Consider the following 16203-nt stretch of genomic DNA (forward strand, 5'->3'; position numbering starts at 1 on the left):
TAGCATTAAGGTTGGTGATTCTATTCTGGTTACTGCAGGAAAGGAACCACACTGAGCGGAAATTTGATTGACTCTGCTTCTTAATTTAATAACTATTGCACAGTACAACACTACTATGAAATAGAAGATTATAGTCCACAATCTGGCACGATTGTGAATAGCTCTAATGCAATTAGACAAACCACTGATTATCGTTCACCGCCAAGGAATGAGGGAAGACGAGAATACTATTCAATATTTGCAAGATCGGAACCGTTGTTACCTCATTGAGTGGGAGGAAGTGATGGATTTGCAGTTCCATGAAAAGCTTCTGGCTAAGTTGAACAGTCAGATAGATGAGTCCGTTGATAAGGGTGATCAGATTCATGCTATTGTTGAATATATTCTTAAAGAACTAGGAGATTGATCCGTTGAGGCACATAGTAACAAACCGCAAAAATGCATTGCTGGTATTATCCATCTTATTTATTTTATTTTTTACTTTTCTTCCGCATAGCTCTTTAGGTATTGGTGTAGAAAAGGGCTATCTTAACCTTAATCCACTGGCTATGTTCCACTTTGCGTCTTTCTCTTCTTTCATCATTAATAATATAGGAAATGTCATGTTGTTTATCCCTTTTGGCTTTACCCTATCAATGAGATTACCCAATCAGAATAAGTGGAGGATAGTAGGTATAGGTTGCCTATTATCAATGATGATTGAGATTACTCAGTTGTTCATGCCTAACCGGTGCACAGATTTTGATGACGTGATTTTGAATACAGTAGGGACCTTGCTGGGATGGGTAATTTATTCGAATTGGAAGAATGACCACTGGAAGAAGTAGACTCGCCTTTTGTATTTAATGGAGGTGCTGATAAAGGGATATTATTCAATGTATACCCAAGGGCTTTAAACATTAGTTCAATTGGAAGTATAAATTACAGGATAGCCTCCTACTATTAGAAGAGTATTATGTTAAATAAATGGAGTAGAGAGTTGTTGATTAATATAGTTTTGGGATTGTCTGAACACAATTTCTTCATAATGGAAGATTAAATTAATCCAGTTAAGCTGTTCTTCAATTGTTAAGTGGCCTAGTTTATTGGCATTTTCAATGGATAATTTAAGAATATCCCAACGTCGTTTAATAAGACGCTCCGGATTATTTACAGGTAATGTTGCTAGTTCGAATAAATGGTATTTTACAGCTTCATCTAAAGTGTTGTCTATTCTAAGAAAGCGAGCCATGTCATTAACAGTAGTGGCTGCTTGATTCTCCTCAACTTGTGTGTGGAACTCTGCGGGAACATCCTCAACAATTAAATATTGGGTTACCTCATTTATCGGTTTTCTTATTTGATTAGCAACTTCTTGAACCGATAGATTGGAGTCAAGAAGTTTTAAGAGAATATTGTGTTTTAAATTCCAAGTGGTCGTCTTGGATTCTTTTAAGCAATGAGCAAGTAAATGAATTAGACGTTCTCGATTATTTCTATACTTATATAAGCGGCATGGTAATAGCGTACCTCGCCTGTTTCTATTTCTTAGGACGTAATAATCCTTATGACCAGTAATTAGACGGTATCCTTTTTCCATTTCTTCAACTATAAAAGTTGCATCTAAATTGTTGAAAAAATTGAGGTATTCTTCTCTTTTTCTGAGACCCGTTATATCATGATTGAATTCCTCTTCACAAAGTATTTCCTTGATATCATCAATCATTAAATAACGAACAGTTAAACCCATGGTTATCACCCCATATCAATATATGAGGTAGTAAATTTGTCCTATACATAAGAAAATAATTAGTGCATTTTACATAAAAATGAAGTTAGAAGGGTTTTTGATAAGTGGGGGAATTTAAGTTTTTAGTATGCAATCAAGTTAGACTTAAGTGGGTTATACACCGTGTTTAAGCCTGTAAATTCATGCCCTGGCTGCATTTATTTATGCTATGCTTTCTGTAAAAAGCATTTGGAGGTGTGGGTATGATAGATTTTGAAAGACTAGATAATAAGAAATTTGCATATAGCTGTCTCGCCTCACTTAATGAAAAAAATTGCTTGAATATGATAGCGCTCAATTCGAACTTAGTTTTGATAGGAGTCTTCTCGAGTGTTGTGATGCTCGTCTTACAAAGAAAAAAGTAACCGCCCCCTCAGACCAAAGAGTAAAGGTAGTTACTTTTTTCTGTTTACTACTATTCACTTGAGGTCAGCCGCTCTTCATGCGGCATGTAGTTGCCACCAGACTGAGCGTTCGCTTCGCTTGGTCTCTTTTTATTATACGTTCATTATAAATGAAATATACATTAGGTTCAACAGCCATGAATACGACTACTGAAAGTATAAATTTGGGGTACACCTGCAAATTTAGGATCTTTTACTTAAGTTTAAACCAGCGCGCCTCATATTGTTCATCTCAAGATGGTTGCCCTAATATTGGGATTTTTAATGATGAATAGCCGCCTTATTACGGATCTGATTGACTCACATTTCAATAACAACATTTCGAAATGTGAGTGTTGTTGACACTTTAGAGAAAGGAGCTATTCTTTCATACCTTTTATCACTCTTCTCAGTTGTTTATGCCTAACCGCTGCACAGATATTGATGATGTGATTTTGAATACATTAGGGGCTTTGCTGGGAAGCGTGTTTTATTCAGTGTTAAGAATGACTAGTAGAAAAGATGAGGATTGGAAGCTATTACCCAAGATCAACTGAAATCATGAATGGTCCACGGGGGTTGGGTTATCAAGAACGGCACTCATTGAAGCGGATAAAGAAAGAACTTATTTGAAATAGAAAAAAGTAGAAAACTATTATAAGGTTGTACGTGGCTGAAATAGAACCCCTATTAATCAATGACTTGATTAATAGGGGTTCTTTATTACTAGTTATTAGGAAAATCAAAATGGAGTAAGCTTTGTGCGCCTTGGCTTGTAATGAGGTGTTCAATCAATGACACGGGGTGTTCATGCTCATCAAAAGCTATACAGCAAAGTAATAATACCGGTTCGCCTTTATGTAGTTTTAAGGTTGGAAAATCTTCCTTTAAAACTTGAGGCTCAAGGATTAGCCGGGTTCTAGAAATTTTAACCCCAGCCTGCTCTAATGCTGGAATGACTAATTCAAATTTAGAAATCCTTTCAAAAAGGGTACCGTTGTCATATGGCAACAATCTGTAGAAAAAATTAATGAACTCTCTTGATCTTATTTAATTTAGAGAAGTAAACCTAATCCCAAGATAATATTGAAAACGCATTTATTGTGATTGAACGAGTTTTAGCTGAGGCCAATGGGACATAGCTATAATGTTTCATTGATCTGGGCTTTTATTCAACAAATAATCAATCGCCATTAAAAAGTTGAAGAAGTAATGGAGGTTTTCAATCAACATTTGACGAATATCAAGATATATCATACTAGAAATTTCAAGCCAATACTATTGAAAATAACTTGAAAGAGGAGGAGCTATGAAAACTGTAAATGGTTTTATGAGCAATGCTAAAGAAATGATAAAGAATCCTTTAGGTATTATAGCTCTTTTTATTTCATTAATTTACGCTATAGCGAGTTTGGTTTTGACAGTATCAACGAGTGCATTATCGAAAAATCAAAATTGGGTTTTAGTGTTATTTATTGTGCTGTTTCCGTTAATTGTATTATCCGCCTTCATTTACCTCGTAGTCTATCATCATCAGAAATTATATGGGCCAAGTGATTTTAGAGATGAGAATAATTTCTTTAGACAGTTAAGTACGTCAGAACAAAGGGAAAAACGTCAAGAAGAGGTCATGAATCTATTAAAGGTTGAAAATGAAGAAAAAGATGCTGGTGATAATGATTCAATGCAAGAGGTTAAGGCTAATAATGGTGATGAGGACAAGGCGAATAATAACGGTGAAAGTGTACTAAGTTTTATTCATGATAACGCAGAGAATATTATTTCAAATTTGTCCAATCTTGGTCTTTTAACAGAAGAGTCTGTTTTGAGATTATTGGAATCCGAATTAGGGGTCACTGTTAGGAGACAAATGGCATTGGATTTAGGGAGCCAAACAATAAGTTTTGATGGCATGGCGTTTAAGAACAATAAGATTATTGGTATAGAAATTAAACTCTTTAAAAGTGGTAGAATTAATATGAGTAAAGTATTAGACATTAGTAACTTAGTCGAGAAAATCCTACAGAGCAAACGAGATATTAAAAAATTCAAATTCATTTTTGCCTTTGTATCAGTTAAGCCTTTTATAAATAAAGCTCAAATTGAAAAAGCTATAAATGATAAACTTAAGACATATGCGGACGTCGATATCAGATTCTATAACTTAGAGGACTTGGGTATATTTGTAAATAATAATTTAGTAGAGGCGCTAGACTAATTCCTACATATTCTAATAATTGTTCTGATAAGAGAAAATTATCTTATTACTAGTGGTGGAATATTATATAGATATGAGAACCAATCGTATAGAAGATATATGTATAAGGGGTTGAGCGCTTCATGTAACGTAGGGGTAACTTTAATACAGATTCATTAAAAAATCCTCCCAAAGAGGTTTTTTTTGTGGAAATAAAAAGGAAATTGAGTTTTTGTGTCGAAAGAGTGTATTAAGAGAAAATGTGAAGGAGGTGTTGGGCTTGGAAGTGATGGACAAAGAGTATTTAGTGGAAGTCAAAAGGGACGATGGCTGGCACGGGGTACTTCCAATCTATACAGCTCAAGAGGATTTTTTGAGTGATTATATCTGGTTTACCATTTATTCGAGGGATGATTTATGCCGGTTGTTAGAATATCAGGGTCATCCAATCCGCCTTAAAAAGCCACATTATTTTCCTGATCACTTACTTGATGAAGAAAATGATGATGTGCTCCTATTTGAAGAGGTTTTAGAGATCAGCGAATGGAGATACATCGATGGGAGATTTGTGGCCTCATCAAAAAAATGCAAAGAATTTATCAGATAAAGTCCTTCGGGGCTTATTTTTTTATAGAGTACAAGACTTATTCAAGGGGGCTTCTTGTATAGTTATTGGAATGAAGTCTTTCTGATTATTGAGTGGAAAAATTTGAAAGAAAAATGCTTTATAGGGAAATAAATAAATATTTCAATAAAAAGAGAGCGGCGGACCGCCCATTTAATCATTTTGACGATAGAAATCTTTGTTTTTTGTCGCCTTTATCTTTCTACCAATTCTAGCTTCTCGCCATTCGGGCCTTTGAAAAAGGCGATTTTGACGGTATCTTTTAAAATTCCTCGAGGCTCTTCATCAACTAATGTCACGCCGGCTTCTTTTAGTCGTGAGAGTTCGGCTTCAATGTCTTCAACGGTAAAGGCTAAGTGGTTCACGATGCCTTCGGTTTCGATCTTGTCACCATAGACAAGTTCAATCTCTACACTCGGCTGCTCTGGAAAAAATAAAAAGGCCAATTCAACACTATCATTTAGCCACTCTCTATTTCTTAGCTCTAAACCCAGAATGTTTTGATAGAAAGCTAAAGACTCATCCATGTCATTTACCATGATCCCAATATGCTCCATTTTCATAATGCTTTCCTCCCACCGAAAAGAGTATGTGTACCTTTATATCATAATCCAGATTGGACGGTTCCAACAGTAAAAGTTTTAATTTTTTAAATAGGGGAAATCCTTAATGCTGATTTGTCATGTTTTCTTCTATTTATATTTTAAAAGTGGGCCAGTTGACGGATAAACGCAAACTGAAGGCTCAGATTATTTTTAGAGATTCCCACATAGCTATTCATCCCCTTCTATGACTAAAAACTCTAGATTCACTCAATCATTTTCCCCGTACAGTTATGGTATGTTTATTTTATAACGTCAGAATCTTGGAGGACCTTATAAGTGCAACTATGGGCCTCGCCAATAAGGCTGTCGAAAGGCTAAGTTTTCTAACAATAACCATTAAGGGGTAGACTCATGAATAAAACAGACCGTTTGTTAGCCATCGTGCTCGAGTTACAACGTCAAGACGTCAGAAGGGCTGAAGATTTAGCGGCGCTATTTGAAACGAGCGTACGGACGATCTACCGCGATATCCAAGCACTATGTGAGGCCGGTGTACCAATAATCGGGGCACCTGGGACAGGCTATTCCCTAATGGAAGGCTTTTTCCTACCCCCTATTAGTTTCACGGTTCAAGAGGCCGTAAGTTTGCTGATGGGAACGGACTTTATCGAACAACAATTTGATGATGATTATCGTGTCAAGGCTCAAGAGGCGCGCTGCAAAATAGAGGCCATTCTGCCGGAGCGTGTACTCGATGAAACTTCTCGTGTACGCAATGTTATGCGTTTGCTCCATTCTGATAAGGAGCATCAGTCAAAAGAAAGAGAATATCTAGAAAGGATCCGTCGAGCGATATTAGAAAAGAGAAAAATCAACTTTCATTATGTTAAAAAATTTGCAGATGCTGAAGGAGAGCGGCATAGTGTTCGTACTGTGGCTCCCTATGGGTTGGTGCTCGTTGAAGGCTCATGGATGCTGGTTGCCTATTGTGATCTGCGTCAAGACATTCGTCATTTCCGCTTATCCCGAATCACAGAATTGATAGACTTGAAGGAGCGATTCGAATTACCCCTGCATTTTAAACTGAGTCAGTATACCCCACTAGATGATCGCTCTTTATTCGTCCGCATTCGCTTTAACCATGACATCGCTGATAAGGTGAAGGAATCAAACTATCATTACATCGTGGATATGGAAGAGCATCAAGATGGATTTTATGTAGACCTACGTGTTCGGCATTTGGATGAAGTTTTGCAATGGGTCCTTGGTTGGGGAGCTGATGCAGTTGTTTTGGAGCCTAAAGCACTCCAACATCGGATTTGTGAGGAAGCTCAAAAAATTTTAAAACGCTACTGACATACTGATGTCAGTAGCGTCGTTTTATAATCAGAGTGAGTCAACATAAAGGAGTGAGAGATAAACGCAAAGGATGTCTTGCTTAGAAGGAGGACACTAGCAATTGACATTTAGAAGGGTTATTGGGATAAATTATGGGACGATCAGTAGCAAGCGTGGTCAGGGTCCAAATGGCTTAGTTTCTCATTCAATCGGACCCTTTAAAAAGTTCCGCTGGTATTGACCTAAATGCATAGGATGAGATTGCCTCATTGACTAAAGGAAGGATGATAGTTGTGAATTTTGCTTCTGTTCGTATCATTACTGAAGACGTGGATCGTCTTGTCAAATTCTATGAAAAAGTTACGGGTATTTCGGCTGAACGCCCTGCGCCTGTCTTTGCTGAACTTGTTTTGCCATCGTGTACTCTTGCGATCGGTCACTTGCAGACGGTACCACTGTTTGGTCCTGGCTCCGCAGTGGCTGCTAACAATCACTCCCTCATTATTGAGTTTCGCGTCAATAATATTGATGGCGAATACGAGCGCCTGAAATCGTTTGTAGATGAGTGGGTAAAGGAACCGACCACGATGCCATGGGGGAACCGTGCGATGTTGTTCCGTGATCCCGACGGAAACCTCGTTAATCTCTTTGAGCCGGTCACCGAGGAGGCTATCGAACGGTTCAGCCGAAGAGGTTGAAAAAGAGGTTTGAATGAGGAGTCAATCCGGAGGCAGGGTGTTCTTTTCATATAAAAGAGACCATGTCTCCATGTTAAGTTTGTTCCTTTATTTTTCTTTTTTTGTTTAGGGTATTGAATAAGCTTGTTGATAAGACTAGATTTAATGATTACGCGCCCAACGCACTCTGCAATAGAAAATCACAATTCATAATCTGGTACAATCGCGGAAAGCCATAAGCCTCATGCCTCAGTAAGAATAAGGGGATGAGGCTTTTTTAAATATCTAAGGCTTCTACTGGTAAAAGTTTTTGTTTGCAAATGGAGATTTCATCGTCATTACTGACGGAGAACATAGATGAAGTGGTGCATTCTTGGGGCTAGCACCATTTATGGCTTCTGGATCTGACTCATCTCTTGTTTAAAGCCATAAATAATTTCAGTAAATTTTAAAAACACCTTGACAATTATAAATCTAACAGTTATGTTACTATATAGTAACGCGTTACCCTTCAGTAACATAAGGAGTGAAATAGTTTGATTGTTGAGCGTTTTATTGATATCAAGGCCAGTGTATCAGAGGTATGGCAGTTAATTTCTACCGAGGAAGGGATGAAAGATTGGTTTGGCGCGGATATTCAGATTGACATGAGCGTTCATGGCAAATATCGACTCACGGATCCTGAGGGAAGCCAGATCATCTGTGGCGAAGTATTGGAAATCAGTCCTTTGGAGGGGATTACCATCTCCTGGTATGAAGAGGGCTCCGATTGGTTGAATCCGACAACAGTGTCCTTCCGCTTGGAGGAAATATCCGAAGGCGTCAGGGTTCATGTCACGCATTCAGGCTTTGAAGAAGTCAGAAAGCAAGGGTGGGAACGGACTTATAACGAATACCAGAAAGGCTGGACCCGTCACCACCTACTGGAGAACTTAAAGGCACGAGCTGAGGGTTAATGGCACCCTCTAAGGAACCAGGAAACGTGAATGAAAAAGACTTCTTTCAGGCCCTCGGGGACAATACACGTCGTACCATTATAGATCTATTGGCAGAACGTGGTGAAATGACAGTGACACAACTCAGCGAGCACTTCCCCAATCTGGTTCGTTCCGGCATTTCAAAACACTTAATGCAATTGCGTAAATTAAACCTTGTGTACAGCATTAAGCGTGGCAGGGAGCATATCTACCGGATCAATCCGGAGGTTATAAGGGATGTGTTAAAGCCGTGGGTTCAAAAGTATGAAAAATTCTGGGATGAAAGGCTTCTTCGTCTTAAACAGTCTGCAGAAAGTTCGAAACGCGATCATGAAGAGTGATATGTGCATGCAAGTAAGGCTTTTAAAACTGATGTGTGTTTCCGATATTTCGAGAGAGTAAGTATCTGTTAGATGAAACGAAAATCATTGTATTGGAGGAGATTTTTTATGTTTTTATCTGCTTACCCCCATGTCTATACACAGGACATCAATCAAGCTTTGCGGTTTTACCGTGATCTTCTCGGGTTTAAACAGACCTTTCAGTTCCCGGACAAAGGACAACCGGACCATGTTGAACTTCGCCTCGGAGATTCAGTGATCGCTTTGACAACCAATGATGCGGTAAAGGATGATGGCGTGTCAGCACCCACTCCTGGCCACCCCTTCCAACTCACGGTTTGGGCTGAAGCTGCGGATCAAGCTGTCGAGCATTTACGTGAGGCCGGAGTACCGGTCGTTATCGAAACACACGATCATATGTCGGGAAATCGCCGAGCTTATGTGACCGACCCTGATGACAATTGGATTGCGATTGTTTCTCGGAAGAAATGAGGTTGTGGCCTTCCGTGTTATTATCTTGTAAATCAGTGCTTTTCTGAAGATATTTTATGGTGGCAGACAGTAGAGGTTAGTGGTGTACGCTTTTGTGAAAAATGTAAGAGGAGTACTTCTTAAGGTTGTAATTAGACCTACTAAAAATAGTCATTCCTATTGGAGTGACTATTTTTTTACATTTATTAAAAGTTAAGGGGCTTAATTTTAATATTCCTCTTGAATAAAACGCCATAGCCGCTTCAATTTTTGAATATGTTCTGAAGGATTAGCTGCTAGTTCGTTGACGAAGCTCTCATCTTTTTTCAATTCCTTAATAAGCTGGAGCTCTTTCTCTGTGAGTGTTAAATCATCAGGTGTTTGGAAGACTGTAGTATGGTGATAGTCATTAATTGTCCCAAGTAAATAATCAGCTGAAACTTTAAAAATTGAAGCCATTTGCTTTAAGGTTTCTAAGGAAGGTTCATTTCTCCCCCGCTCATAATAGCCGTATGCGCTAGTGGTGATATTAAGTAATTTTGCTATTTCCTCTTGATTAAGACCCGCATTTTCTCTTAGTAACCGCAGACGTTCTTGGAAAACCTTCATTATCGGACAACCTCCCCATCCCAATTTGCGTGCATTATATAACTAATTGGTAAAGGGGTTATCAAAAAGTACCTAAATGTTGTAAAGGTTATTTACAAACAACAAAATGTTATATATAATCCTAGTTAACGAGGATTTTTTCTATTCAGATATAAAAGATAATTTTGATTTCTGAATTCTATGTTTAGACGGATTTAAGTGAGAACGTTATCACTTTATTTTCAATGAATGAGAACGTTCTCAATGGTGGAGGAATGTTATGCCTAGGAAGAGTGAACAGAAAAGTAAAGAATACACGATTAAAGATGTAGCTGAACTAGCTGGTGTTTCTACTGCAACAGTTGGGAGGGTCTTAGGTGGATATGGAAGTGCATCTCATGAGGCAACTCAAGCAGTTAGGGAGGCCGCAAATAAACTCCATTATATCCCTAACGGAATTGCTCAAAGCATGAAGAAGAAAACGACTAAATCTGTTGGATTGATTGTAGCTAATATCTGTAATCCTTACTTCAGCTCAATTGCAAGAATAGTTGAAAGTGTTTTAGTGAAAAAGGGTTATAACATTATCATTTGTAATACTGACGAGGATGGGGATAGAGAGATTTCTTATCTAAAGATGTTGTATGAAAAGAGAATTGACGGATTAATGATTGCTAGTGCTTTAAAAGAGTCTGAGAGAAAGGATTCTCAATTTAATATGACCTATAAAGAATCTATACCAACAATTATTATCGATAGAGAAATTTCAAACCTAAAATTTCCGACAGTTGCATCGGATAATTTTAGAGGAGCCTATGAAGCAACTAGTCACTTAATTAAATTAGGTCATAAAAGAATAGGGATTATTGGTTCAACGATTAGTACCTTTTTTAGACGCGTCGAAGGTTATAGACAGGCAATGCTTGATCATTCACTCCCTTTTGACACTAATCTTGTTTTCAATAAATCTTATAAAAATGTCAAACCAGGGGATGTGAGTGAAGGAATTTATGCTACAAAGAATCTTTTGAAATATAGAGAGTACAGGCCAACAGCTATTTTTGCCTTAAATAATCTACTGACTACCGGCGTATTGATTGCAGTTAATGATCTTGGTCTCAAAATACCAGATGATGTTGCTGTTATTGGTTGGGATGATTTTGATTTGGCATCACTTCTTAATCCACCCATTACAGTAGTTAAACAGTCAACTTATAACATCGCCACAATTGCTATTAGTCGATTACTTCAACAAATAGAGAATCCAAATACTATTTTAAATGAAGAAAAGAAGGTCATTTTGTCTACTGAACTGGTGATTAGAGGGTCTTGTGGTTCTAATGTCACGTATTAAATTAACTTAAGGAGGTGATTTAGATGTAAAGAATATCTACAGTATTATTGGTTTGAAAAAGTCTTTTATAAATTTAAGGAGGGAAAATCAATGTCGTTAATGATTGGTCTTAACAGTGGAACATCTTTTGATGGAATTGATGCAGTTTTGATCGAAATTACTATGGGAGCTGATGGTCATCCAAATCCACCTAAATATATAGATGGATTATCGATGCAATGGCCTAAAGAAGTCCAAAAGGTGATGTTAGATACATTTGCCAACAAAGTTGATATGGAAGGGTTAGGGAGATTAAACTATGTTGCTGGTGCTGTGTTCGCCAATGTAGCTAATGCACTACTCGATAAACTGAATTTATCACCATTTGAGATTGATGGGATTGCAGTAGATGGTCAAACCATCTACCAAGAGCAACCAGATCACAAGAAAATTAATCAAATGACTGATGAAGAAAAAAGTGACCTTGTCGGTAGATGGTTCAATGGTCCCTATCCAATTTGTTATCAACTTGTAGAGTCGAATGTGGTTGCGGCCCATACTAACATTACTACAATTACCCACTTCAGACAGGCGGATCATGCTTTTGGAGGAAATGGTGCACCGCTCATGCAGTACTTGGATTGGGTTGTTTTTAAAAATAATGGACCAACACTGACTTTGAATTTAGGTGGGATAGCAAACGTTCAATTTGTAAAGAAGGACAGAAGTCAAATGATTGCCTTTGATACAGGTCCTGGAAATGTCCTACTGGATCATGCTTGCAGAAAACTTTACAACATATCATATGACAAAGGAGGGAGGATTGCTGCTGAAGGTCAAGTTAATGATGAAATGCTTCAAGAACTAATGAAACATCCATACTTTGAGCGAGAACTTCCTAGATCTGCGTGGAGAAATGACTTTTCTTCAGTATATGGCGATTCCATTTTGGAGAAATTTAGTCACTTGTCTGGTGAAGATATTATGGCAACCTTCTGTGCCTTTACAGCGAAGGCAATTGCAAAAAATGCGAAGGATAATATTCCCTCATTTGAGGATATCAAAGTTATGATTGCAAGCGGTGGAGGAGTTTTTAATCCGGTTCTAATGGAATATATTCAGGAGGAATTGCCTAAGGGTATGCGTCTTACAACGTCGGATGAATATGGGATTCCACCACAATTTAAAGAGGCGATAAAGTTTGCAACTATAGGTTATTCAACTCTACATCAAGTGGCCAATAATATTCCAGGTGCAAGCCATGCGGACAATTATGCCATTATGGGTAAAGTTGCGTATGCACCAAGGCATGCTAAAGCTATTGGACTTTTGCCTAAGAAAAAATAAGAGGAAACTGTATATAACCCGACAAAGTCATTACAGCTTCCTTTAAAAATAGTATCAAAATTATGGTATCACAGGGGGAAGAAATTTGAAACAGAAAAGTACTAGTTTCATATTACTCGTTACCATCATAATTATGGCATTTCTTATATCAGGTTGTGCCAATGGAGATCAGGAAAGTTCAAGTTCAAATCCAAATGCTGGGAACTCAGATTCTACATCCAATAGTGAGATCAAATTAGGCTTTTCTTTTGGACAAGGTGTTCATCCGTTTTTTGTCGCAATGCAAAAAGGGGCCCAGGATGAAGCAAAGAAATTAAATGTAGATCTAAAAATGACCAGTGCAAATTATAAGATAGAAAATCAGTTAGCAGATGTAGAAGACCTTTTGCAACAAAACGTTGATGCTTTGTTGATTAATCCAATTGATTCAAAGGCAGTATCAAATGTTGTAAAAGAGGCAAATGATAAGAATATCGGTGTGTTTACAGTAGATATCGGTGTGGTTGGGGCAGATACCACTTCATTTATTGCTTCAGATAACAAAGAAATAGGAAAAGCGGCAGCTAAATATGTTACAAAACAATTGAATGGGAAGGGTAAGATAGCAATTATTGGCTGGCCAACAATTACGTCTTGCAAAGATAGAGAAACTGGATTTCTCGAGGAAATTAAAAAATCACCGGGAATAAAGGTTGTTGCTAATCAAGGAGCTGGAATGGAAAGGTCAAAGGCTCTTGAAGCAGCAGAAAATATACTTCAAGCTCATCCAGATATTGATGCTTTCTTTGGAGTTAATGAAAGCGCTGCTACGGGAGCTCTGAGTGCAGTTCAAGCAAGGGGAAGTAAAAATTTATTTATTGCTGGTGTTGATTCAACCCCTGATGTACTGGATGCTATCAAGAATAATACACCACTCAAGGCAACCATTGCCCAAGACCCTTATAAAATGGGGGAACTTGCTGTGAAAAATGCAGTGGATTTTATAAATGGTAAAACACCAAAAAAGACAATACCTGTTGAAACTAGCCTTGTAACCTCCGAGAATGTGGAAAAATTTATTAAAAGAGATTCTCAGTATAACAAATAATTAGTGTGAAAATGTTAAGGAAAAGGTGATAGTGTGAAAAGTATTTTATCAATGAAGAATATTAGTAAGTCCTTTTCCGGAGTTAAGGTATTGGATAATGCTCAGTTAGAGATTAATGAAGGTGAAGTTCATGCGTTAATGGGAGCTAACGGTGCTGGGAAATCAACTTTAATGAAGATACTAACAGGAATCTATCAAAAGGATGAAGGTGCCATTCTCCTTGGAAATGGGGATGGAGAGTTAAAGGGAATTGAATTTCAATTCCCTCTCCAAGCCTTAGAAAAAGGCATAAGCATGATCTATCAAGAGTTTAATTTAGTGGACAATCTCAGTATTGCTGAAAATATCTTTTTGGGAAGGGAACCCATTAACTCACTAAAACATATTGATTGGAAAAAGATGTTCCAGGAATCTAAAAAGTATTTAGAGAAAATTGGTATGGAGATTGATACAAAACTTAAGGTTGGGAAACTAAGTACAGCTCAAAAACAATCTGTTGAAATTGCAAAATGTTTATCTCTTAATTCTCGAATTATTATTATGGATGAGCCTACTGCAAGCTTAACAGACTACGAAATTAAGAATCTGTTTAATTTAATAAAAGATCTTAAGAAAAAAGGATATAGCATCATTTATATTTCTCACAGAATGGAAGAAATTTTTTCGATCACTGATCGGATTACAGTTATGAAAGATGGGTGCTATGTAAATACATTAAAAACTAGTGACACCACGGAAAATGAACTTGTAAGATTGATGGTAGGAAAGGAAGTAATTACTCAAACAAGGGATAATGCTTCAAAGGTCAATAAAAATAAAGAAACGATTTTTTCCGTGAAAAATGTAAGTTCAAAGAGTTTGTTACAAAATATTAATTTCAATCTAAATAAGGGAGAAATTTTAGGCTTTTTTGGATTAGTAGGTGCGGGGAGAACTGAATTAGCTAGGGTCATTTTTGGTATAGATAAAATGGAATATGGAGAGGTATGGATTGAGGGGGAGATGGTAAATATTAAGAATCCTTATGAAGCTACCAGGCATCACATCGGATTAGTCCCTGAAGATAGAAAAGATCTAGGATTAATTTTAAATTTACCTATAAAAAACAACATGAGTCTAACAAAATTAAGATATTTAAATCCTTTCATTCTAAGAAAACAATTAGAAAATCGGATGTCAACCCAATATATTAATGATCTTTCTATTGCTACTTCTGGTCCAAATCAGATAACAGCAGAATTAAGTGGTGGTAATCAGCAAAAAGTTGTTATTGCGAAATGGTTATCCGTTTCCCCAAAAATTTTAATTTTAGATGAACCTACAAGAGGAATTGATATTGGGGCTAAAAACGAAATTTATAAGTTGATGGGAAAGTTGGTAGATGAAGGGATGAGTATTATTATGATATCTTCTGAACTTCCTGAAATACTTAATGTTAGTGATAGGGTAATTGTCATGCATGAGGGGAAAATCACTTTTGATCATAAGAATATTGGATTAGATCAAGAAACCATTTTGCAATATGCAATGGGGGTAAGAAAATGACTCAGTTGGCTAAAAAGGATAAAGTATTTTTCCCATTTGGGCAACAATTAAGTTTTGATCGTATGAGACAGTATGGATTGATTTTAGCATTGGTCGTATTATTTATTGTCATGTCCTTGGTAGCTGATAATTTCTTCGCAGTCTCAAATTTAATGAATATAGCTCGGCAACTGTCGGTTACTTCGATTGCTTCTGTAGGAATGACTCTAGTTATCTTAATCGGCGGGATAGATTTATCAGTAGGGTCCATTCTAGCATTGTCGGGCGTTATGGCTGCAATGATGTACAGTTCTATAGAGTCGCCATTTTTAGCTCTCTTTGTAGGTGTTTTAGCTGGGGCAGCAGTTGGTTTCTTCAATGGCTTTGTCACAGCAAAAGGTCAAATTGCGGGTTTTATAACCACACTTGCGACAATGAGTGCAATAAGGGGATTAAGTTATATATTTACGGATGGAATGCCAATTTCTGAAACAAGCCCAAGTTTTATCTATATAGGAACAGGCTATTTTTGGGGCATCCCCATCCCGATATATATCATGATTATTATCCTATTACTAGGATCCTATATCGTAAAATTTACTCGTTTTGGTCGATATATTTACGCTATTGGAGGAAATGAACAGACGAGTAAATGGTCAGGGTTGAAGGTCGATCGAGTAAAAATTTATGTTTATACAATAAGCGGTCTCTTAACGGGCTTAGCTGGAGTAATTCTAGCCTCACGATTAGCATCTGGCCAGCCAAGTGCAGGTGACGGATTTGAATTAGATGTTATTGCTGGTGTCATAGTGGGAGGGACAAGTTTATCAGGTGGTAAGGGTAATATTAGTGGAACCTTTATTGGTGTATTACTTATTGGGATCTTAGGAAATGGATTAACACTTTTGAATGTTTCCTCTTATTATCAAATGGTCATTAAGGGAGGCATTATTATTCTAGCTGTTTTATTAGATACTCTTGGACGTCGTGGTAAAGATTAAA

The 16203-nt window shown here is 37.2% G+C and carries 17 protein-coding genes and 1 pseudogene; 15 read left to right on the top strand and 3 right to left on the bottom strand.

Going from position 1 to position 16203, the window contains the following annotated elements; genetic code table 11:
- The first annotated feature begins 166 nt into the window (after positions 1-166).
- Together IEV91_RS17525 and IEV91_RS17530 are read left to right on the top strand one after the other, a co-directional pair.
- Positions 167-406 carry a hypothetical protein gene (locus tag IEV91_RS17525; RefSeq protein ID WP_188498732.1) on the top strand — a complete coding sequence of 80 codons (240 nt, stop codon included), beginning with the start codon at positions 167-169 and terminating at the stop codon, positions 404-406.
- A gap of 4 nt (positions 407-410) precedes the next feature.
- Positions 411-827: a VanZ family protein gene (locus IEV91_RS17530; protein WP_188498733.1), complete on the top strand. Its 417-nt coding sequence runs from the start codon at positions 411-413 to the stop codon at positions 825-827.
- 131 nt (positions 828-958) lie between these two features.
- Here the strand turns inward: IEV91_RS17530 and IEV91_RS17535 are convergent, their stop codons facing one another.
- Positions 959-1729 (bottom strand): hypothetical protein, encoded by a 771-nt coding sequence (locus IEV91_RS17535; protein ID WP_188498734.1) that lies wholly within the window; start codon positions 1727-1729, stop codon positions 959-961.
- A gap of 832 nt (positions 1730-2561) precedes the next feature.
- Here IEV91_RS17535 and IEV91_RS17540 point away from each other — a divergent pair.
- From IEV91_RS17540 to IEV91_RS17550, 3 genes and pseudogenes are all read left to right on the top strand, one after another.
- Positions 2562-2708: pseudogene (locus tag IEV91_RS17540) on the top strand (VanZ family protein); the annotation flags it as partial.
- Between the two features lie 752 nt (positions 2709-3460).
- Positions 3461-4369, top strand: coding sequence for a hypothetical protein (locus IEV91_RS17545; protein WP_188498736.1), 909 nt, complete (start codon positions 3461-3463; stop codon positions 4367-4369).
- Between the two features lie 259 nt (positions 4370-4628).
- On the top strand, positions 4629-4955 hold the full coding sequence (locus IEV91_RS17550) for a hypothetical protein (protein ID WP_188498737.1): 327 nt from the start codon (positions 4629-4631) through the stop codon (positions 4953-4955).
- Between the two features lie 212 nt (positions 4956-5167).
- Here IEV91_RS17550 and IEV91_RS17555 read toward each other — a convergent pair whose 3' ends face one another.
- Positions 5168-5536 (bottom strand): VOC family protein, encoded by a 369-nt coding sequence (locus tag IEV91_RS17555; RefSeq protein ID WP_188498738.1) that lies wholly within the window; start codon positions 5534-5536, stop codon positions 5168-5170.
- A 393-nt stretch (positions 5537-5929) separates the two neighbouring features.
- On the opposite strand from IEV91_RS17555, the gene IEV91_RS17560 reads away from it, so the two are divergent.
- From IEV91_RS17560 to IEV91_RS17580, 5 genes are all read left to right on the top strand, one after another.
- The gene (locus IEV91_RS17560; RefSeq protein ID WP_188498739.1) at positions 5930-6874 is read left to right on the top strand and encodes a helix-turn-helix transcriptional regulator; all 945 of its coding nucleotides are present in this window, start codon (positions 5930-5932) and stop codon (positions 6872-6874) included.
- Positions 6875-7149: 275 nt separating this feature from the next.
- Positions 7150-7554 (top strand): VOC family protein, encoded by a 405-nt coding sequence (locus IEV91_RS17565; protein ID WP_188498761.1) that lies wholly within the window; start codon positions 7150-7152, stop codon positions 7552-7554.
- A gap of 515 nt (positions 7555-8069) precedes the next feature.
- Positions 8070-8489, top strand: coding sequence for an SRPBCC family protein (locus IEV91_RS17570; RefSeq protein WP_188498740.1), 420 nt, complete (start codon positions 8070-8072; stop codon positions 8487-8489).
- Entirely contained in the window at positions 8489-8851 is a 363-nt protein-coding gene (locus IEV91_RS17575; protein ID WP_188498741.1) for an ArsR/SmtB family transcription factor, read from the top strand. Before IEV91_RS17570 ends, IEV91_RS17575 begins: the two co-directional genes overlap by 1 nt.
- Before the next feature lie 108 nt (positions 8852-8959).
- A complete protein-coding gene (locus IEV91_RS17580) occupies positions 8960-9343 on the top strand; it encodes a VOC family protein (RefSeq protein ID WP_188498742.1) in 384 nt (127 codons plus the stop codon).
- 207 nt (positions 9344-9550) lie between these two features.
- Here IEV91_RS17580 and IEV91_RS17585 read toward each other — a convergent pair whose 3' ends face one another.
- Positions 9551-9931, bottom strand: coding sequence for a helix-turn-helix domain-containing protein (locus tag IEV91_RS17585; RefSeq protein ID WP_188498743.1), 381 nt, complete (start codon positions 9929-9931; stop codon positions 9551-9553).
- 259 nt (positions 9932-10190) lie between these two features.
- Between IEV91_RS17585 and IEV91_RS17590 the strand changes: the two genes are divergently transcribed.
- The 5 genes from IEV91_RS17590 to IEV91_RS17610 all read left to right on the top strand — a co-directional run bounded on the left by IEV91_RS17590 (position 10191) and on the right by IEV91_RS17610 (position 16202).
- Positions 10191-11264, top strand: a complete 1074-nt coding sequence (locus tag IEV91_RS17590; RefSeq protein WP_188498744.1) for a LacI family DNA-binding transcriptional regulator — start codon at positions 10191-10193, stop codon at positions 11262-11264.
- Between the two features lie 90 nt (positions 11265-11354).
- Entirely contained in the window at positions 11355-12590 is a 1236-nt protein-coding gene (locus IEV91_RS17595) for an anhydro-N-acetylmuramic acid kinase (protein ID WP_188498745.1), read from the top strand.
- Positions 12591-12675: 85 nt separating this feature from the next.
- Positions 12676-13677, top strand: coding sequence for a sugar ABC transporter substrate-binding protein (locus tag IEV91_RS17600; protein WP_188498746.1), 1002 nt, complete (start codon positions 12676-12678; stop codon positions 13675-13677).
- Positions 13678-13710: 33 nt separating this feature from the next.
- Positions 13711-15222 carry a sugar ABC transporter ATP-binding protein gene (locus tag IEV91_RS17605; protein WP_204871335.1) on the top strand — a complete coding sequence of 504 codons (1512 nt, stop codon included), beginning with the start codon at positions 13711-13713 and terminating at the stop codon, positions 15220-15222.
- 62 nt (positions 15223-15284) lie between these two features.
- Positions 15285-16202, top strand: a complete 918-nt coding sequence (locus IEV91_RS17610; RefSeq protein WP_188498763.1) for an ABC transporter permease — start codon at positions 15285-15287, stop codon at positions 16200-16202.
- Position 16203 lies beyond the last annotated feature (1 nt).

It is taken from the genome of Pullulanibacillus pueri (genome assembly GCF_014639255.1).
GTDB classification, from domain to species: Bacteria; Bacillota; Bacilli; order Bacillales; family Sporolactobacillaceae; genus Pullulanibacillus; species Pullulanibacillus pueri.